Genomic DNA, 16,741 nt, shown 5'->3' on the forward strand with positions numbered 1-16,741 from the left:
CCGGTGCAACGGGCGCCCCGCTTTCGTGTGTGTGGGTCAGAGGGTTGCGAGCTCGAGGCGGCCGAGGCAGACACGCAGTCGCTCGATACCGCGGACGGTGACCCGGACCTGCGGAGGATCGAGGACGACCTCGCCCGATCGCGGATGATGGTGGGACTGCGGCTTCTCGGCGAGCCATCCGGAGTCGACGGCGGTCTGACGTGCCTTCCACTTCCCCTGAGCGCCGCGGTAGATCCAGCCGAGGTCGGCGAGCTGCGTGAACAGGCGCTGGCGGCCGGTCTCGACGCCGGCGCGGGCGAGGATCTTCGCCGCGTCGCCGACCTCGTAGTCACCCTCAGCGGATGCGAGCTCGTCCCACGCCTCGGCACGGGGCGCAAGCGCGGCGATCTGCTCGTCCTTGCGGGCGATCAGCTCCTGCGCCTGGATCACCGCACGCGCCATCAGCTGCTCAGGGCTCTCGGGGACGACGTAGGCGCCTGTGCGATGGATGCTCGGCAGCACCTCGTGCGTCACCCACCTCTTGAACGCGCGCGCCTCCGGCTTCCGGCTTCCGAGGATCAGCGAGAACAGTCCCGCCTCGCTCACGACGTTCAGGGATCGACCCTCATTTGAAATGAGGGTGCGCTCGTCGGCGTCGAGACGAGTCAACGCCTGCGACGCGTTCCCGATCTCGAGCACATCGCATACGTCGATCGCCGAAAACCACGGCTGGCCGTCGATCAGGATCGTGCGGAGTTCGGCATCCTCGTAGCGGAACACCTCGAGCGCGCTCACGCCGCGACCTCGCGCACCGTACCTGCGACGACGAGCATCGGAACCGATCCGAACTTGTCGTACTCGCGGAACACACGGTCTTGGTCTGGCGTGCTCGCACGGTCGCGGATGAACGGCTCGACCTCCTGATCGCGGGACGCGGTGAACACGACGTCGCGGTAGATGCGCTCACCATTCCGCGTGCCAGTTGTCGTTCCGACGTACCGCCGACCCTTGACCAGGGCGCTCATCGCCCGTTCCCCACTCCGTCGAGGCGGTCGAGGCGGCTGAGGTCCTGCTCGGTCGGGGCATCCGTCCCCACGGTGCCCCGACCGACGAAACCCGACTCCCCAGCGGGCAGTCCGGCACCCCAGCGGCCGGAGTCAATGAGCAGCTGCGCGAGCCGCCAGATGATGAGGCCGAGCAAGCCGGCCAAGGTGAACAGATCCAGGTGACCACCGACGGTCCAGCCGAACGCGAGCGCAGCGACAGACATCCCGGCCCACTTCGCGGCTACGATGACGCGGATCACGATGCCACCGCCAGCACGTCAGCGATCCGGTCGACTGCTCCCGCCGCCGCCCGAGCGTCGCGCTGAGCGAGGCTCTCGAGGATGCGCGCTGCCACGTCACCTGACCGACGCCATGCGGCATCGGAGGGCTCGGTGCGGGCGATGACGGCAGCGGCGCTCACGATGCCACCGCCAGCACCGGCTGCAGCTGGCGAGCTGCCGTGAGCAGCGAGACGAGATCACTCCCGAGCGCCGAGGCGATGACCTCAACCTCGTCAAGAGGGAAGCTCGACGGGTTGACCTTGTGCAGTCGGCGAGCGAGTGTCCGCATCGGAATCCCGGTCTCGTCCGAGAGCCACTCCTGTGTGAGTCCCCGCTCGTCGAGCGCCATGCGGACGACTGCGGTCACCTTTGCGCTGATCGGCTGCGTTGCCATATGGCAATCATGCGACGATCATTGCCAAATGGCAAGCCACCTGCCACAATTGGCAGGTGCCTACCGGAACCCAGCCGCTGCCCAGCCCCCTGAGCCAGCACGTCGGCCTGCTGCTCAGCGATGCAATCGCCCATCGCGGGCTTGCGCAGGCCCGCGTCGCGGACGAGACGGGGATCTCTCCGTCTCAGCTGTCGAGAGTCCTCACCGGCAAGAAGGTCTTCACGCTCGACCAGCTCGACGCCGTATGCGCGGTCATAGGCGTAGACCTCATTGAGATCATCAGCGCAGCCGATACGGCGACGAAGTCTCGCCCGCTGCCGAAGTCCGGAGAACTCATCCACGGCCCGTTCAGTGTCGGTGGATCAACGGAGGATATGAGAGCGGTCGCGAAGAAGAAGTCGCGCGACCCCGGAGGGGACGAGGGGGAGTTCTGAATGGACTCGAAGATTCTCGAGCTGTACGACGGGCTCGACTCGATCGGCGTGCGCGTCGAGTTCTGTGACCTGCCAGACGATCGCGACGGCGAGTACCTGCACGACGAGCGACTGATCCGCATTCAGCACAATTTGCGGTTCCGACGCTACGTGAGCACGCTCGCGCACGAGGCTTGTCACGCTGCGTTTGGAGACACGCCGTCGATGTTCGGCCCGCTCAACGCGAAGCAGGAGCGGCGGGCAGACGAATGGGCGGCACTGCGCTTGATCGACCCCCATGACTATCGCGTCGAAGAAGCGCGGCACGAGGGACATCTCGAAGCAATGGCGATCGCGCTGCACGTCACGACGGATCTCGTCGACGCATTCCGCCGAGTGCTCGTCCGCATCGGAGAGGACGTCTACGTCGCGCCGAAGATGGGTGCCGGACAATGGGCGCACCGTATCGGGGTGGCATAGTGCCGAACGCCCGCAGCCGGCTCGCCGCGGCACCGTCGCGACGGCGCGGACTCGGGATGATCCGCGTCTCCCGCGAACGCGACGGCATGACCTCGCCTGAAGTGCAGCGTCATGCGATCGAGTCGTATGCCGCTTCGAACGGTATCGACATCGTCGACTGGGTCGAGGGCATCGACGAGACCGGTTCGCGTGCACGGTCGGCATGGTGGCCCCGGCTCGACCAATCCATCGAGCGACTCGAGGCCGGCGACTTCGAAGTCATCGTCGTCTGGAAGTTCTCGCGCACAGCGCGGCACCGCCTGCGGTGGGCGGTGGCCCTCGATCGGGTCGACGCGCTCGGCGGCGGTCTGCTCTCCGCGACAGAGCCGATCGACGATCGCACCTCACACGGGCGCCTCGCCCGCGGCATGGTCGGCGAGTTCAACGCCTACCAGGCCGATCTCATCGGAGACACCTGGCGCGAGGCGCACGCCCGGCGATTCCGGGAAGGAAAGCCGATCAACGGCAAGCCCCGGTTCGGATACACCTACTCCCCCGCTGATGGCTTCACACCCGACCCGATCGCTGCCTCCGTGCTCGCCGAGACCTACCGTCGATATGTCTCTGGCGAGAGCGTCTACGCCCTTGTGCGATGGCTGAACTTTGGCCCAACGCGCCCGGTCGGCGGCTACGGCGGCAAGGGCGACGGCCTATGGTCAGAGCGCACTCTCCGGCGCGTGCTCGACTCCGGCTTCGCCGCCGGGATCATCACCTATCAGGGCGAACAGAAGCGCGGCATCCATGAGCCGCTCATCACCGATGACGAGTGGAACGCGTACCTTGAGGCTCGCGGGCGCCGACGCGTCTACCGCCGGTCGGAGCGCTCCACCTACGCCTACTCGGGCATGGTCTGGTGCGCGTGCGGATCGAAGATGCACGGCGGCACCCACGGCCAGGATCGCGCCCAGTCCTACCGGTGCAAGGACGGCAAAGAGAAAGGCACGCACGACGGCGGCTACGTCGCCCAGTCGCTGATCGACTACGCGGTGCGCGAGTGGCTGGGCCAGCACGAGGCACGGGTCCGCGCCGAGGTTCGCGCCGGCATCGAGCGGCGGCCTCGCAGAGTCGCCAAGGACCCCACCGCCGATTTGAAGCGGCAACTCGCGGACATCGCCAATCGGCAGGTGATGCTCGCCGAGCAACGTCTCAGCATGGGCATGCCGCAAGCAGCCTACGAGACGCTGCGCGACCGCTATGCGGCGCAGGCGACCGCACTCGAGCAGGAGCTCCGGACGACCGAGGTTCAGCAGTCCGCGCCGCTGCGTGTGCTCCCCGTCCTCCTGGAACGGTGGCACGACCTCACTGTCGAGGAGCGCCGCGAGTACCTACGCGCGCTCATCTCGCGCATCGAGGCCACCCCTGGTCGACCACATGCCCGGATCGAGATCATCCCGCACGAGTCCTGATGTCCCGCGATGGGATCAGGACACAGTCACGAGTGTGACGAGCACCCATCCGGGCACGTCGCCTCGCTCGTCGTCGAGGAGTTCGCGTGCGACGGACAGGCCGCCTCCGTGCCTGTGTCGAAGAGTGTTCATGTCGTCCTTTCGTGGGGCGCTCAGCCGATGCCGAGTCGCAGGATGAAGAGTCCCGGATAGATGGCGAAGAGCACGGAAAGCGGGAGGATCAGGAACACGAGCGGAAGGAGCATCAGGATCTCCTTTCGGCCGGCCTGTTCGATCAGCACCCGCTTGGCGTCCTCACGGGCGTCTCCGGCCTGTGCGTGCAACACGGCCGACAGTGGAGCACCGTGTTCGAGCGCGGCGACGACCTGATCGATCGCACGCGCGAGTCCGGGCAGTTGCAGACGGCTCGCCATCTCTCCGAGCGCGTCGGCAAGCGAGGATCCCGTTCCGACGGCCAGCACGACTGTGCGGAACTCGACGGTGAGCTCACCCGATCCGACCGCCGCGACGCGGCGAAGAGAATCGAGGAACCCTTCCCCCGCCGACAGGCAGAGAGCGAGGAACTCGAGTGTCGTCGGCAGCTCATCGGTGAGCCGCGCTCGACGCGACCGCATGCGAGCGGTGAGATGCATGTCGTACGCGACCCCGGCGCAGCTTCCGAGCAGGACGGGGAGCAGAGCGATCGGAGGGCCCATCCGTCCGGAGATCGCGAGCGCGATGAGAGCGAGTGCGCCGGCGATGACCCCGCCGAGCACCCAACCGAGTTGTCGGCCGCGGAAGGTCGACGGGTCGATCGCGAGACCCGCTTGGGCGATCTTCCCCTGAAGCGCCCCGCCACCGCCGAGCAGTCTCTCGAAGACCGCCGATGAACGGCCCCAGAGCGTTCGGTCAGCAGCGGGAAGAACTCCTGCCCACGGGAGGACGACCTCCGGCAGCCGCTCGTCGGCGACGGCGTCACGCACGTAGGGAGCTATCCGCAGGGTCAACGACGCCGCCGACCACCGCGGGAGCGCCGCGAGGATGCACAGCAGGCCGGCAGACAGCGCCCCACCGCCGAGCACTGCGACGGCGAGCCCGGACAGAACACTCACCCGAACCACCGCCCCGGTTCCGGCAAGCGCCCGATCCGGATCATGATCCGGTATGCCATGACGGACACAGCCGCGCCCAGACAGATCACCAGCACACCCTCGGGCGTGCCGTAGGCGGCGGCACCTTCCGGCCTCAGCACCAGGAGGCCGAGGATGACCCACGGCGCGACGGAACCGAGGACGGCCGCGCCGCGGATCCACGACTGACGCGCCTCGACCTCACTTCGGAGGGCCGCATCCGCACGCACCGACGACGACAGCGCCCGCAGGACGCCGACCAACTCGGTGCCGCCGACCTGCCTCGCCATGCGGAGCGTCTCGATGATGCGGTCCGCGATCGGATCGGCCAGCGACAGTTTCAACCGATCAAGGCTCGTCTCGAATCGCCCCGTCGCCCGCAGATCACGCGCGAACACGATGAAAGCCGGCCTCATCATCGCGGGGGCGGACTCAGCGAGACTCGCCACCGCATCGGGCAGCGACAGCCCCACGCGGATGGATGCGATAAGCAGGTCGCAGACGTCGGGCCAGAGCTGGCGGCGCAGCTTGCGCAGCCTCAGGCGACGCGACCGCAGGAACACGACCGGCGCGGCCGCCGCAGTCGCGCCGGCCAGTGTCGCGAGGGCAAGAATCGCGGTGACGAGCCAGACGGCGGATGTCGCGGCGAGCGCGGCCAGAACCACGATGACCAGAAATGAGCGAGGGCGGATGCGCCCGAAACCCGCCTCTTCGAGCATCCGGACGATGGCTCCCCGCCGCCTGGCTTTTTCCTGCTCGGGCCGCGGAGGCCAGAGCCAAGGCGCCACGCACAGGAGCAGGCCCGCCGCAAGCACGGCACCGAGCAGAGCCGTCACGCGTCGCCTCCGACCCGTCGGAGATCGCCGCGCCGACCCGCGTTCGTATCCGTGCCGTGCGCGTACACCGACCGGGTGACGAGTCGGCTGTCGAGGATGTCCCCCGTCGGCGCGATGACCTCATGCACTCGTCTGACACCGTCCGTGCCGCGCACGCAGTGCACCACGAGATCGACTGCGGCGGCGAGAGCGGGGGCGATGAACGAGCGGTCGATGTTCCTGCCTGCCAGCAGCGGCAGAAGCGTCAGCTTGTCGAGCGCGTCGGCTGCGGAATTCGCGTGCACAGTGGCGGCACCCGGCACGCCCGTGTTGAGTGCGAGGACCAGGTCGAGCGCCTCGGCATCCCTGACCTCGCCCACCACGAGGCGATCGGGACGCATCCGCAGCGCCTCCTTCACCAGACGACGCAGAGTGATCTCGCCCGTTCCCTCGAGACTCGCCTGACGTCCCTGCAACGAGACGACGTCAGGGCCGTCGACGGCGAGCTCGAACGTCTCCTCGACCGTGATGATGCGCTGCTGATCGGCACATGACGCGAGGAGAGCACCGAGGAACGTGGTCTTGCCCGCGTGGGTTGCACCCGACACGACGACGCTCTTCCCCTCTCTCATCGCCTGACGCAGAGTGGCCGCGAGGTCGGCGGGGAGTGCGCTGTGCGCAACGAGGGCGTCGAGCGATCGGTAGCGAGGTAGGAACTTACGGATGTTCACCGACCAGGAGCCGCGCACCACATCCGCGATGGCCACGTGCAGCCGCGACCCGTCCGGCAGCGATGCGTCGACGAACGGCTGGCTGATGTCGACCCGGCGACCGGTCGACTGCAGCATCCGCTCGACGAGGTCGCGCAGCTGCACGTCACTCACCCGCAGTGCGAGTCGCTGCGAGACGCCACCCCGCGCGACATGGATGCTCTCGGGGCCGTTGAGCCAGATCTCCTCGATCTCGGGATCGTCGAGCAGCGGCTGAAGCACGCCGAATCCGCTCACAGCGGCGAGGACATCTCGCACACATCCGGCCTCGTCATTGATCGGAGTCTCACCCCGGGCGAGCGCGACATCGTTGAAACGGCGCACCTCGGCGAGCGCGACGACGCGAGCGATCTCCGTATCGAGCGACGGGTCCGTCCCCTCGGCGCGGAGGCGCTGACGGACACGCTCGACGACGAGGACGGAGGGGTGGATCACCCGAGCATCCTCGCAAGGATCCCGCTCCCGCCGCCGGAGTTATCCACAGCGTGCCCGCTCGCCTGCGGGCGGATCCTCAGCTACGCACGATCCCCCGGTCAGTAGACTGATTTCACCGCGCGGGAGTGGTGAAATTGGCAGACACGCAGGATTTAGGTTCCTGTGCCCCAGGGCGTGTGGGTTCAAGTCCCACCTTCCGCACCGATCAGTCGCATGCCGTGCGGCCGACGACTTGACCGCCGCACAGCGCACTACGACGGGAAATCCATGCATCACGCCGCTCTCATCCCCTGGCTCGACCCCGCCACCATCATCGGCTCGGCCGGCCCCTGGGCGCTGCTCGTGGTGTGCTTCATCGTCTTCGCCGAGACCGGCCTGCTGGTCGGCTTCCTGCTGCCGGGCGACACGCTGCTCGTGATCTCGGGTCTGCTGTCGCACCCGATCGCCGGCTCCGAGCACGGCGTCTTCGGCATCAACGTGTGGATCGTCGCTCTGCTCATCGGGTTGTCCGCGTTCGTCGGCGGCGAGGTCGGATACCTGATCGGGCACAAGGGCGGGCCCGCGGTCTTCGAACGCAAGGAATCGGGCCTCTTCAGCAAGAAGAACGTCGAGCGCACCAACGCGTTCTTCGAGCGCTTCGGCGGCATCACCGTCATCCTCGCCCGCTTCGTGCCGATCGTCCGCACGTTCGCGCCTGTCGCCGCCGGCGTCGGTCATATGCCGTGGCGCCGCTACACGCTCTACAACCTCATCGGCGCGATCCTCTGGGGCTTCGGCCTCACGATGTTCGGCTACGCGATCGGGTTCATCCCGCCGATCGCGGAATTCGTCGAGAGCTACATCGACCTTATCCTGCTCGCGGCCGTCGGCGGCACCGCGCTGGTGACCCTCTGGCACTACCTGTCCGAGCGTCACAAAGCGAAGAAGGAAGCCCTCGCCGGTGAGGGCGAGACCGACGCCGCCGAGGCCGAAGAGCTCACGCTCGACCCCGAGGTGTTCGACCGCGCTCCCGACTTCGACGGAGACGGCAAGCACTGACCTCGAGCGAGTGAGACAAGGCGGGCTGAGGACTCAGCCCGCCTTCTTCTTGCTCGGGCTCTTCTTGGTGCTCGCCTTGCTGTCGGCGGACTCGGAACGCGCGGCCTTCGTGCGCGCGACGCTGGCTCGCAGCGCCTCCATGAGATCGATGACCTCGCCGCTCTTGGCGTCGCCCTCTGCCTCGCCGAACGTCTCCGACACGTCGAACGTGTCACCCGCCTCGATCTTGGCGTCGATCAGGGTGCGCAGCTCCTTCTGGTACTCGTCGACGAAGGACTCCGGGTCGAAATCGGCCGAGTAGCTGTCGACGAGGGATGCCGAGAGCTCGAGCTCCTTCTTCGAGATCCGCACATCCTCATCCAGCGCCGGGAACTCCGCCTCGCGCACCTCATCGGCCCACAGAAGCGTCTGCAGCACGAGCACCTTGCCGCGCACGCGGAGTGCCGCGAGACGGGTCTTCTGCCGCAGGGTGAACCGCACGATCGCGGTGCGATCGGTCTGCTCGAGCGTCTTGCGCAGCAGCACATAGGCCTTGGGGGACTTCGAGTCGGGTTCGAGGTAGTACGGCTTGTCGAGGGTGAGCAGATCGACCTGATCCGACGGCACGAACTCGACCACGTCGATCTCACGGCTCTTCTCGGCGGGCAGCGCCGCCAGGTCGTCTTTGGTGAGCACGACGGTCTGGCCTTCATCGACGTAGGCGCGATCGATGTCCGCGTACGCCACGGTCTCGCCGCACACCTCGCAGGTGCGCTGGTAGCGGATGCGGCCGCCGTCTTTCTCATGCACCTGATGCAGCGGCACGTCGTGGTCCTCCGTCGCCGAGTACACCTTGACCGGCACATTCACGAGGCCGAAGGTCAGCGCGCCCTTCCAGATCGTTCTCATGTGCTCAGTGAACACCAGGCGCCCGGTCCGGGGCCAGTACCTTGACTACGCTGGGCGTCATGGTTGCCGAGGCGCAGAACGTGCAGATCGACGGCCGCCGCCTGCGCATCACCAACCTCGACAAGGTCGTCTACCCCGAGACAGGCACGACCAAGGGCGAGATCATCGCCTACTACACAGCGATCGCGCCCCACATCCTCCCCCTCCTCGAGGGTCGCCCGGTCACCCGCAAGCGCTGGGTCGAGGGGGTCGGAACCGCTGAGCATCCCGCTGATTCCTTCTTCACGAAGCAGCTCGAGCCCGGAGCGCCGAACTGGATCCCGCGGCACGAGATCCGCCACTCCGACGGCCCGAAGGAGTACCCGCTCGTCGACGACGTGCCGACCCTCGTCTGGCTCGCTCAGGTCGCCGCGATCGAGCTGCACGTGCCGCAGTGGCGCTTCGCACCGGACGGCCTCCCGGGCAACCCCGACCGTCTCGTGCTCGACCTAGACCCCGGCCCCGGCGTCGGCCTCGCCCAGTGCGCGGAGGTCGCGCGCATCGCCCGTGGTCTGCTCACCGACATCGGGCTCGACCCCGTTCCCGTCACCAGCGGCAGCAAGGGCATCCACCTCTACGCCGCTCTGCCCGGCCAGCAGACCAGCGACGAGATCTCCGCGGTCGTGAAGGAGATCGCCCGGCTCATCGAGACCGAGCACCCCGACCTCGCCACCAGCACCATGGCCAAGGCTGCCCGCGGCGGCAAGGTCTTTCTCGACTGGAGCCAGAACAACGGCAAGAAGACGACCATCTCGCCGTACTCGATGCGTGGCCGAGCACAGCCCTGGGTGGCTGCACCCCGCACCTGGGAAGAGCTCGACGACCCCGACCTGGCGCAACTCGACTTCGCGACAGTGCGGGAACGCGCGGAATCAGGGATCGACCCGATCGCACCGCTGCGCACCGAACATGCACCGCACGTGCATACGGCGAGACGCGCAGCATCCGATGAGGAGATCGCCGCGCAGCGCGTCGAGCGCACCCGGCACCGCCCGAGGATCTCCGGCGCGGCGAGTGCCCCGGCATCCGCGTCCTCGGCGCCCGTCTCCCCCGCGTCCGTGTCTGCAGCATCCGTATCGCCGATGCTCGCCGAGAACGGCACACCCGCGATCGCCCGCGGGCTCAGCTCGCCCTCCTGGGTCGAGGTGAAATGGGACGGCATCCGGGCGATCGGCACCTGGGCGGACGGGCGGATGCTGCTGCATGCGCGCAGCGGCACCGATATCACCGCCCGCTACCCCGAGCTCACCGCGGACGGTGCTCCTTTCCTCCCGGTCGGCGACGCGATCGTCGACGGGGAGATCGTCGCGTTCGACTCTCACGGCAGGCCGAGCTTCTCGCTGCTGCAGAATCGGATGCACCTCACGCGGCCCCGCGAGATAGAACGAGAGGTCGTGCGCACCCCGATCGTCTACATGGTCTTCGACCTGCTGCGCCTCGACGGGCACGACCTCACCTCGATGCCGCTGTCGCAGCGACGCACGCTGCTCGAAGAGGTGGTCTCGGATCTGGAGGCCCCGATGCAGGTGCCGCCCGTGTTCGACGACGTGGATGCCGCGCTGGCCGCGAGCGAGGAGTTCGGACTCGAGGGCGTGGTCGTGAAAGATCCCGCGTCCCGCTATCGCGCAGGGCAGCGCTCCCCCGCCTGGCTCAAGCTCAAGCTGACCCGGATGCAGGAGGTCGTGATCGTCGGCATCCGTCCGGGCAGAGGCGACCGCGAGGGCACGTTCGGGTCGCTGCTGCTCGCGGTTCCGGACTCCGGGCGGCTTCGATACGTGGGACGCGTCGGCACCGGCTTCACCGACCGGATGCTGCGCGATCTGCTCGCACGCCTCGCTCCGCTGCGCGTCGAATCAGCCCCTTTGGGCGGGGTTCCCGCTCTCGACGCTTCGGACGCACTGTGGGTGGAACCCGAATTGGTCGGAGAGGTCGAGTTCGCGAACTGGACCCCCGACGGCGTCCTCCGTCACTCCCGCTGGCGGGGCCTCCGCCCCGACAAGTCACCCGACGAGGTCGTGGTCGAGAGCTGACCGGTCACGCGTGATGCGGTTCGCAGTCCGACTGCTCGGCAGGTTCGATCTGGAACGTCGAATGCTCCACGTCGAAGTGGTGCGCGAGACACGATTGCAGATCGCTCAGCAGCTTCGCGGATCGCCCGTCGGCGAGGAGCGTCGGTTCGACGCTGACGTGCGCGCTGAACACCGGAGCACCGCGGGTCAGCTGCCACACGTGCACGTCGTGCACTCCGACGACGCCGTCGTAGTCGAGCAGGTGCTGCCGGATGTCGCTGACCGCTGTGCCCTCCGGAGCCGATTCGGAGAGCACCGAGAAGACCTCACGAAGCAGCGCGATCGCGCGCGGGATGATCAGCACGGCGATCATGATCGACGCGAGCGCGTCTGCCGGCATCCATCCCGTCGTCACGATCACGATCGCCGCGATGATCACCATCGCCGAGCCGATCAGGTCGCCCATCACCTCGAGGTACGCGCCGCGGACGTTGATGCTGGTGCGCTGGGCACGGCTCAGCAGCCACATCGAGATCGCGTTGGCCACGAGGCCCACGATCGCGACGATGAGCATCAGCCCTCCGGCGACCTCGGTCTCACCCGGGTCGATCAGCCGGCCGACCGCCTCGATGCCGACCCATCCGGCGAGGAGGATCAGGATGATCGCGTTGATCAGCGCCCCGAACACCTCGGCGCGCTGATACCCGAAGGTACGGCGGTCGTCGGCCGGTCGCGCGGCGACCGCAGCGGCGATCAGCGCGATCACGAGCGCTGAAGCGTCGGTGAACATGTGTGCGGCGTCAGCCAACAGCGCGAGGGATCCAGTGAGCACTGCGCCCACGACCTGCACCACCATGATGGTCGCGGTCAGGCTCAGCGATATCGCCAGAAGACGGCGATGACTCGCAGAGCGGATGCCGCCGGCGGCGGGCGCATGATCGTGCATGCTTCCAGGCTAGACCGGCGATCGTGCCGGTCGGCGGGTCTGCGCGCAGTCGGGAATGGTGATGATTCTCAGTAACCGCGCCCTCAGCGCACTCGGGTGTACTCGAGCACGACGCAGCCGTTGTCGAACGAGCGCACCTGATCGAGGCCGAACTGCGTCGGGGCGAAGGGATGGCTCGTCATCGGGATCCCTGATCCGGCGATCACCGGGTACTTCTTGACGATCAGGCGATCGATCTCGTCGAGCAGCACGCCGGCGAGCACGGCACCGCCCGCCAGGTAGATGCCGAGACCGGGCTCCGCCTTGAGCTCACGCACCCGCGCGACGGGATCCGTGCGGACGATCTCGACGTTCGGCTCGTCCGTGTCGTCCAGCGAGCGACTGAAGACGACGGTCCGCAACTGCGAGTACGGATCGGTGATGCCGACCTGCAGCGCTGGCTCGTAGGTGCGACGGCCCATCAGCACGGTGTCGAATCGGGTCAGCGGCTCGTCGACGCCTCCGCGGTCGGCGCGCACGAATGCGGGTTGGATGTCGGCGAGCTCGGTTCCCATCATCTCGGCGAACGCCGGGGTCACGGGATAGAAGTCGACCTCGTCGGCAGGGCCCGCGATGAAGCCGTCGAGGGTGACGCCGATGTAGTAGGTGAGTTCTCGCATGCCGATCACAGTAACCACTACGCATGAAGTACGTCAAGCGTAGTGGTCAAGTATCTGCAGGTCAGAGATCGGCGAGCAATGGCACCAGATCTGCGAACGCACGGGCGCGGTGCGACTGCGTCTGCTTCTCGTCGGCGGTGAAGTCCCCCACGGTGCGCTCGGCACCCTCCGGCTGGCCGTCCGGGATGAAGATGGGGTCGTAGCCGAACCCGCCCCCGCCTGATGCCTCGGCGGCCAGGCGCCCCGGCCATCTCCCCACGACCACATGCTCGGAACCGTCTGGCGTCACCAGCGCGATGGTCGAGTTGAAGTGGGCGGCGCGGTGCGGATCCGCGATGTCACGGAGCTGGTCGAGCAGCAGCTCGAGGTTGGCCGCAGCATCCTTCTTCTGCCCCGCCCAGTAGGCGGAGAACACCCCGGGCGACCCTCCGAGCACATCGACGCAGATGCCGGAGTCGTCGGCGAGCGCCGCGAGTCCGGTGTGCAGCGAGGCGGCGCGCGCCTTGATGAGCGCGTTCGCAGCGAACGTCACGCCGTCCTCGACCGGCTCCGGGCCGTCGTATCCGACGACCTCGAGATCGGGACGCGTGGCCGCGACGATCTGCTGGAACTCCGCGACCTTGTGCGGATTGTGCGTGGCGAGGACGACCTTCATCAGCCCGCGAGCGCCTTCAGCTGCTGGTCCTTCAGGTCGGCGCAGCCCGCGACGCCCAGATCGAGCAGCGCGTCGAGCTCGCGCTTGTCGAAAGGCGCTCCCTCGGCGGTGCCCTGCACCTCGACGAACAGACCACGACCGGTCACGACGATGTTCATGTCGGTCTCGGCGCGGACATCCTCGACATATGCGAGATCGAGCATGGGCTCACCGTCGATGATCCCGACCGAGACGGCGGCGACGGAGTCGACCAGCGGCGTCGAGTTCTTGCCGATGAACTTCTTCTCCCTGCCCCACTCGATCGCATCGGCCAGGGCAACGTAGGCTCCGGTGATCGCGGCGGTGCGCGTTCCGCCGTCGGCCTGCAGCACGTCGCAGTCGATCACGATCGTGTTCTCGCCGAGTGCCTTGGTGTCGACGACGGCGCGCAGCGCGCGGCCGATCAGGCGCGAGATCTCGTGCGTACGTCCGCCGATGCGACCCTTCACACTCTCGCGGTCGTTGCGGCTGTTGGTCGCACGAGGAAGCATCGAGTATTCGGCTGTCACCCATCCCTTGCCCTTGCCGGTGAGCCAGCGGGGCACGCCGTTCGTGAACGATGCGGTGCACAGCACCTTGGTACCGCCGAAGCTGATCAGTGCCGACCCCTCGGCGTGGCTGCTCCAGCCTCGCTCGATCGTGATCTCACGGAGCTGGTCGGTGGAGCGGCCGTCGGCGCGGACGATGCTGGTCATGGGGTTCCTTCGGTGGGGGTGGAAGAAGCGGATGGATGCTGCGGAGGAGTCAGAGCCCTGCGGCCGACTCCGGAAGCGTGATGACACCGGTCTGCACGAGCTGCACGTCGCGCACCTCCCGGCCCATCAGACGGTTGGCGAGCGCGGTGAACTCGGTGGTCGAGTCGCCCGTCGCCTCGTAGACATAGGACGCTGTGGCATCGGGCGAAGCGAGGAGGTCACCGCGGACCAGCTGGCGGTATACGTCGCCCGCAGTCTCGTCGTCACTGGAGACGAGCGTGACCCCCTCCCCCATCACGTAGCTGATCGCACCCCGGAGGAACGGGTAGTGCGTGCATCCGAGCACCAGGGTGTCGACACCTGCGTCTCGAAGCGGCGCGAGGTACTCCTCGGCGGTGGCGAGGACCTCGGGCGTGCCGGTGATGCCGCCCTCGACGAACTCGACGAAGCGAGGGCACGCCGCGGTGAAGACCTCGAGACGCTCGTTCACCTCGAGCATGTCCTGGTAGGCACGTGAGCCGATCGTCCCGACAGTGCCGATGACGCCCACCCGCCCGTTGCGCGTGGTCGACACGGCGCGGCGCACGGCAGGGCCGATGACCTCGACGACGGGGACGTCATAGCGCTCCCGTGCGTCGCGCAGCATGGCCGCGGATGCCGTGTTGCAGGCGATCACGAGCATCTTGACGCCCTGATCGACCAGCGTGTCGAGCACCTCGAGGCTGTAGCGACGCACATCGGCGATCGGCTTCGGGCCGTACGGCGAGTGCGCGGTGTCGCCGATGTAGACGAACGATTCCCGGGGCAGCTGGGCTCGGATGGCCCTGGCCACCGTGAGTCCGCCGACACCGGAGTCGAAGATTCCGATCGGGGCGTCGTTCATGACTCACCAGCCTACCCGCGCGCACCCAGCGTCACGCTCAGCAACCCGGGTGGATGTCGTCACTAAGCTGAGCGCATGACGACGTCCACGGCGCTTCTGACCGACCGTTACGAACTCACGATGCTCGCCGCTGCGCTGCGCGACGGAACAGCCTCACGGCCCAGCGTGTTCGAACTCTTCTCACGGCGGCTGTCCGGCGGGCGCCGATTCGGCGTCGTCGCCGGCACGGGGCGCCTGCTCTCACTGCTGCGCGAGTTCCGCTTCGGCGACGACGAGCTGCGCTTCCTGCGCGACAACGACGTGGTGGGTTCCGACTCGCTGACCTACCTGGAGAACTACCGCTTCACCGGCTCCATCCGCGGTTACCGCGAGGGCGAGCTGTACTTCCCCGGTTCCCCCATCCTGACCGTCGAGGGCACGTTCGCCGACGCGGTCGTGCTCGAGACCCTCGCGCTCAGCGTCCTGAACCACGACTCGGCCGTCGCCACCGCCGCATCGCGCATGAGCATCGCGGCCGGCGAGCGCCCGCTGGCTGAGATGGGTTCCCGCCGCGCCGCCGAGCAGTCCGCCGTGGCTGCCGCCCGCGCGGCCTACATCGCCGGATTCCGTGCGACGAGCAACCTCGAGGCCGGACGCCGATGGGGAATCCCGACGATGGGCACCGCGGCGCACTCGTGGACCCTTCTGCACGAGACCGAGGAAGAGGCCTTCCGCTCGCAGATCGACAGCCTCGGTACCGACACGACCCTGCTCGTGGACACCTACGACATCCGAACCGGCGTCGAGACAGCCGTTCGCGTGGCCGGTACCGGCCTCGGCGGTGTGCGGATCGACTCCGGCGACCTGCCGATCGTCGCGGCGGAGGTACGCGCTCAGCTCGACGAGCTCGGAGCGACGAGCACGCGGATCACGGTCACGAGCGACCTCGACGAGTATGCCATCGCTGCGCTGGCGGCGTCACCGGTCGACGCGTACGGCGTCGGCACCTCGGTCGTCACCGGCTCCGGATATCCCACTGCGAGCATGGTCTACAAGCTCGTCGCACGGCAGGACCCGACCGGAGCATGGATCGGAGTCGCGAAGGCCTCGACCGACAAGGCATCGCAGGGCGGGCGCAAGGCGGCCTTCCGCACGCTCGTCGACGGCGTGGCAGAGACCGAGACCGTCGTGGTGTCGGACGGCTTCGAGCAGTTGGACACCCCGGCGGAGCACCCGGAGGGTCGTGCGCTGCAGACCACGTTCGTCGAGGCCGGCGAGATCGACACCGCTTTCGAAGGGCCCGAGGGCACGGCATCCGCTCGGGCGCATCACCTGCGCGTGCGCGAAGAGCTTCCGGTCAGAGCCCTCGCCCTGAGCAAATCCGACCCGGCCATCCCGACCGTGTTCGTCGACGCGAGCTGATGCGCCGCTGAACCTGTGCGGCTCAGCTGATCATCGACTCGTAGATCTCCTTGCACGTGGGGCAGATCGGGAACTTCTCCGGGTCGCGACCCGGGGTCCACTTCTTGCCGCACAGCGCGCGCACCGGCTTGCCGGTGATGGCGGACTCGAGGATCTTGTCCTTCTTCACGTAATGCGAGAAGCGCTCGTGGTCGCCCGGTTCGAGATTCTCCTCCCGGAGGAGCTCTTCCAGTTCGCGATCAAGCGTTGCCACGCCGCCCTGATCGGGGCTGTCCAGCGGAGTACTCATGCCGAGAGTCTAGCCGTGCACAGCCGCTGGTGG

21 protein-coding genes and 1 tRNA gene are annotated in these 16,741 nt (G+C 67.7%); 7 read left to right on the top strand and 15 right to left on the bottom strand.

The annotated features are described in order from the left end of the window. Nucleotides 1-36: 36 nt before the first annotated feature. From ASF63_RS10250 to ASF63_RS10265, 5 genes are read right to left on the bottom strand one after another with little or no spacing between them, the layout of a single operon-like run. On the bottom strand, nucleotides 37-774 hold the full coding sequence (locus tag ASF63_RS10250; protein WP_056513254.1) for a phage antirepressor KilAC domain-containing protein: 738 nt from the start codon (nucleotides 772-774) through the stop codon (nucleotides 37-39). After that, complete coding sequence (locus ASF63_RS10255) at nucleotides 771-1,004, bottom strand: hypothetical protein (protein ID WP_056513257.1); 234 nt, start codon at nucleotides 1,002-1,004, stop codon at nucleotides 771-773. The genes ASF63_RS10250 and ASF63_RS10255 overlap by 4 nt, the downstream gene beginning before the upstream one ends. After that, nucleotides 1,001-1,249 (bottom strand): hypothetical protein, encoded by a 249-nt coding sequence (locus tag ASF63_RS10260; RefSeq protein WP_157534310.1) that lies wholly within the window; start codon nucleotides 1,247-1,249, stop codon nucleotides 1,001-1,003. The genes ASF63_RS10255 and ASF63_RS10260 overlap by 4 nt, the downstream gene beginning before the upstream one ends. Before the next feature lie 32 nt (nucleotides 1,250-1,281). Next, nucleotides 1,282-1,446: a hypothetical protein gene (locus ASF63_RS19225; protein ID WP_162238882.1), complete on the bottom strand. Its 165-nt coding sequence runs from the start codon at nucleotides 1,444-1,446 to the stop codon at nucleotides 1,282-1,284. Next, nucleotides 1,443-1,700 carry a transcriptional regulator gene (locus ASF63_RS10265; protein WP_056513263.1) on the bottom strand — a complete coding sequence of 86 codons (258 nt, stop codon included), beginning with the start codon at nucleotides 1,698-1,700 and terminating at the stop codon, nucleotides 1,443-1,445. Before ASF63_RS10265 ends, ASF63_RS19225 begins: the two co-directional genes overlap by 4 nt. Nucleotides 1,701-1,756: 56 nt before the next feature. Between ASF63_RS10265 and ASF63_RS10270 the strand changes: the two genes are divergently transcribed. From ASF63_RS10270 to ASF63_RS10280, 3 genes are read left to right on the top strand one after another with little or no spacing between them, the layout of a single operon-like run. Next, on the top strand, nucleotides 1,757-2,134 hold the full coding sequence (locus ASF63_RS10270) for a helix-turn-helix domain-containing protein (protein ID WP_056513266.1): 378 nt from the start codon (nucleotides 1,757-1,759) through the stop codon (nucleotides 2,132-2,134). Further along, entirely contained in the window at nucleotides 2,135-2,593 is a 459-nt protein-coding gene (locus ASF63_RS10275) for an ImmA/IrrE family metallo-endopeptidase (RefSeq protein ID WP_056513269.1), read from the top strand. A gap of 56 nt (nucleotides 2,594-2,649) precedes the next feature. Next, complete coding sequence (locus ASF63_RS10280; protein ID WP_268770563.1) at nucleotides 2,650-4,038, top strand: recombinase family protein; 1,389 nt, start codon at nucleotides 2,650-2,652, stop codon at nucleotides 4,036-4,038. A 152-nt stretch (nucleotides 4,039-4,190) separates the two neighbouring features. Here the strand turns inward: ASF63_RS10280 and ASF63_RS10285 are convergent, their stop codons facing one another. The 3 genes from ASF63_RS10285 to ASF63_RS10295 are packed head-to-tail and all read right to left on the bottom strand — an operon-like array spanning nucleotide 4,191 to nucleotide 7,167. After that, a complete protein-coding gene (locus ASF63_RS10285; RefSeq protein ID WP_056513274.1) occupies nucleotides 4,191-5,129 on the bottom strand; it encodes a type II secretion system F family protein in 939 nt (312 codons plus the stop codon). Next, a complete protein-coding gene (locus ASF63_RS10290; protein WP_056513277.1) occupies nucleotides 5,126-5,983 on the bottom strand; it encodes a type II secretion system F family protein in 858 nt (285 codons plus the stop codon). Before ASF63_RS10290 ends, ASF63_RS10285 begins: the two co-directional genes overlap by 4 nt. Next, on the bottom strand, nucleotides 5,980-7,167 hold the full coding sequence (locus ASF63_RS10295; protein WP_056513280.1) for a CpaF family protein: 1,188 nt from the start codon (nucleotides 7,165-7,167) through the stop codon (nucleotides 5,980-5,982). Before ASF63_RS10295 ends, ASF63_RS10290 begins: the two co-directional genes overlap by 4 nt. A 119-nt stretch (nucleotides 7,168-7,286) precedes the next feature. On the opposite strand from ASF63_RS10295, the gene ASF63_RS10300 reads away from it, so the two are divergent. After that, nucleotides 7,287-7,368: transfer RNA gene (locus ASF63_RS10300), tRNA-Leu, on the top strand. Between the two features lie 66 nt (nucleotides 7,369-7,434). Beyond that, a complete protein-coding gene (locus tag ASF63_RS10305) occupies nucleotides 7,435-8,205 on the top strand; it encodes a DedA family protein (protein ID WP_056513283.1) in 771 nt (256 codons plus the stop codon). A 33-nt stretch (nucleotides 8,206-8,238) separates the two neighbouring features. Here the strand turns inward: ASF63_RS10305 and ASF63_RS10310 are convergent, their stop codons facing one another. Beyond that, the gene (locus ASF63_RS10310) at nucleotides 8,239-9,093 is read right to left on the bottom strand and encodes a Ku protein (protein WP_056513288.1); all 855 of its coding nucleotides are present in this window, start codon (nucleotides 9,091-9,093) and stop codon (nucleotides 8,239-8,241) included. A gap of 59 nt (nucleotides 9,094-9,152) precedes the next feature. Here ASF63_RS10310 and ligD point away from each other — a divergent pair, with 59 nt between their 5' ends. Continuing rightward, on the top strand, nucleotides 9,153-11,162 hold the full coding sequence (ligD, locus tag ASF63_RS10315) for a non-homologous end-joining DNA ligase (RefSeq protein WP_056513291.1): 2,010 nt from the start codon (nucleotides 9,153-9,155) through the stop codon (nucleotides 11,160-11,162). 4 nt (nucleotides 11,163-11,166) lie between these two features. Here the strand turns inward: ligD and ASF63_RS10320 are convergent, their stop codons facing one another. From ASF63_RS10320 to murI, 5 genes are all read right to left on the bottom strand, one after another. Further along, a complete protein-coding gene (locus ASF63_RS10320; protein WP_056513296.1) occupies nucleotides 11,167-12,087 on the bottom strand; it encodes a cation diffusion facilitator family transporter in 921 nt (306 codons plus the stop codon). 83 nt (nucleotides 12,088-12,170) lie between these two features. Continuing rightward, nucleotides 12,171-12,746 (bottom strand): dihydrofolate reductase family protein, encoded by a 576-nt coding sequence (locus ASF63_RS10325; protein WP_056514836.1) that lies wholly within the window; start codon nucleotides 12,744-12,746, stop codon nucleotides 12,171-12,173. Between the two features lie 61 nt (nucleotides 12,747-12,807). Next, complete coding sequence (gene rdgB, locus ASF63_RS10330) at nucleotides 12,808-13,401, bottom strand: RdgB/HAM1 family non-canonical purine NTP pyrophosphatase (RefSeq protein WP_056513299.1); 594 nt, start codon at nucleotides 13,399-13,401, stop codon at nucleotides 12,808-12,810. Next, nucleotides 13,401-14,135 (bottom strand): ribonuclease PH, encoded by a 735-nt coding sequence (gene rph, locus ASF63_RS10335; RefSeq protein WP_056513302.1) that lies wholly within the window; start codon nucleotides 14,133-14,135, stop codon nucleotides 13,401-13,403. Before rph ends, rdgB begins: the two co-directional genes overlap by 1 nt. A 49-nt stretch (nucleotides 14,136-14,184) precedes the next feature. Then, nucleotides 14,185-15,018 (bottom strand): glutamate racemase, encoded by an 834-nt coding sequence (gene murI, locus ASF63_RS10340; protein WP_056513305.1) that lies wholly within the window; start codon nucleotides 15,016-15,018, stop codon nucleotides 14,185-14,187. 75 nt (nucleotides 15,019-15,093) lie between these two features. Here murI and ASF63_RS10345 point away from each other — a divergent pair, with 75 nt between their 5' ends. After that, entirely contained in the window at nucleotides 15,094-16,419 is a 1,326-nt protein-coding gene (locus ASF63_RS10345; RefSeq protein WP_056513308.1) for a nicotinate phosphoribosyltransferase, read from the top strand. Nucleotides 16,420-16,441: 22 nt separating this feature from the next. On the opposite strand, the gene ASF63_RS10350 is transcribed toward ASF63_RS10345, so the two are convergent. Next, nucleotides 16,442-16,708: a DUF3039 domain-containing protein gene (locus ASF63_RS10350; protein ID WP_046013003.1), complete on the bottom strand. Its 267-nt coding sequence runs from the start codon at nucleotides 16,706-16,708 to the stop codon at nucleotides 16,442-16,444. Nucleotides 16,709-16,741: the final 33 nt, after the last annotated feature.

The organism is Microbacterium sp. Leaf320 (assembly GCF_001423485.1).
Taxonomy (GTDB): Bacteria; Actinomycetota; Actinomycetes; order Actinomycetales; family Microbacteriaceae; genus Microbacterium.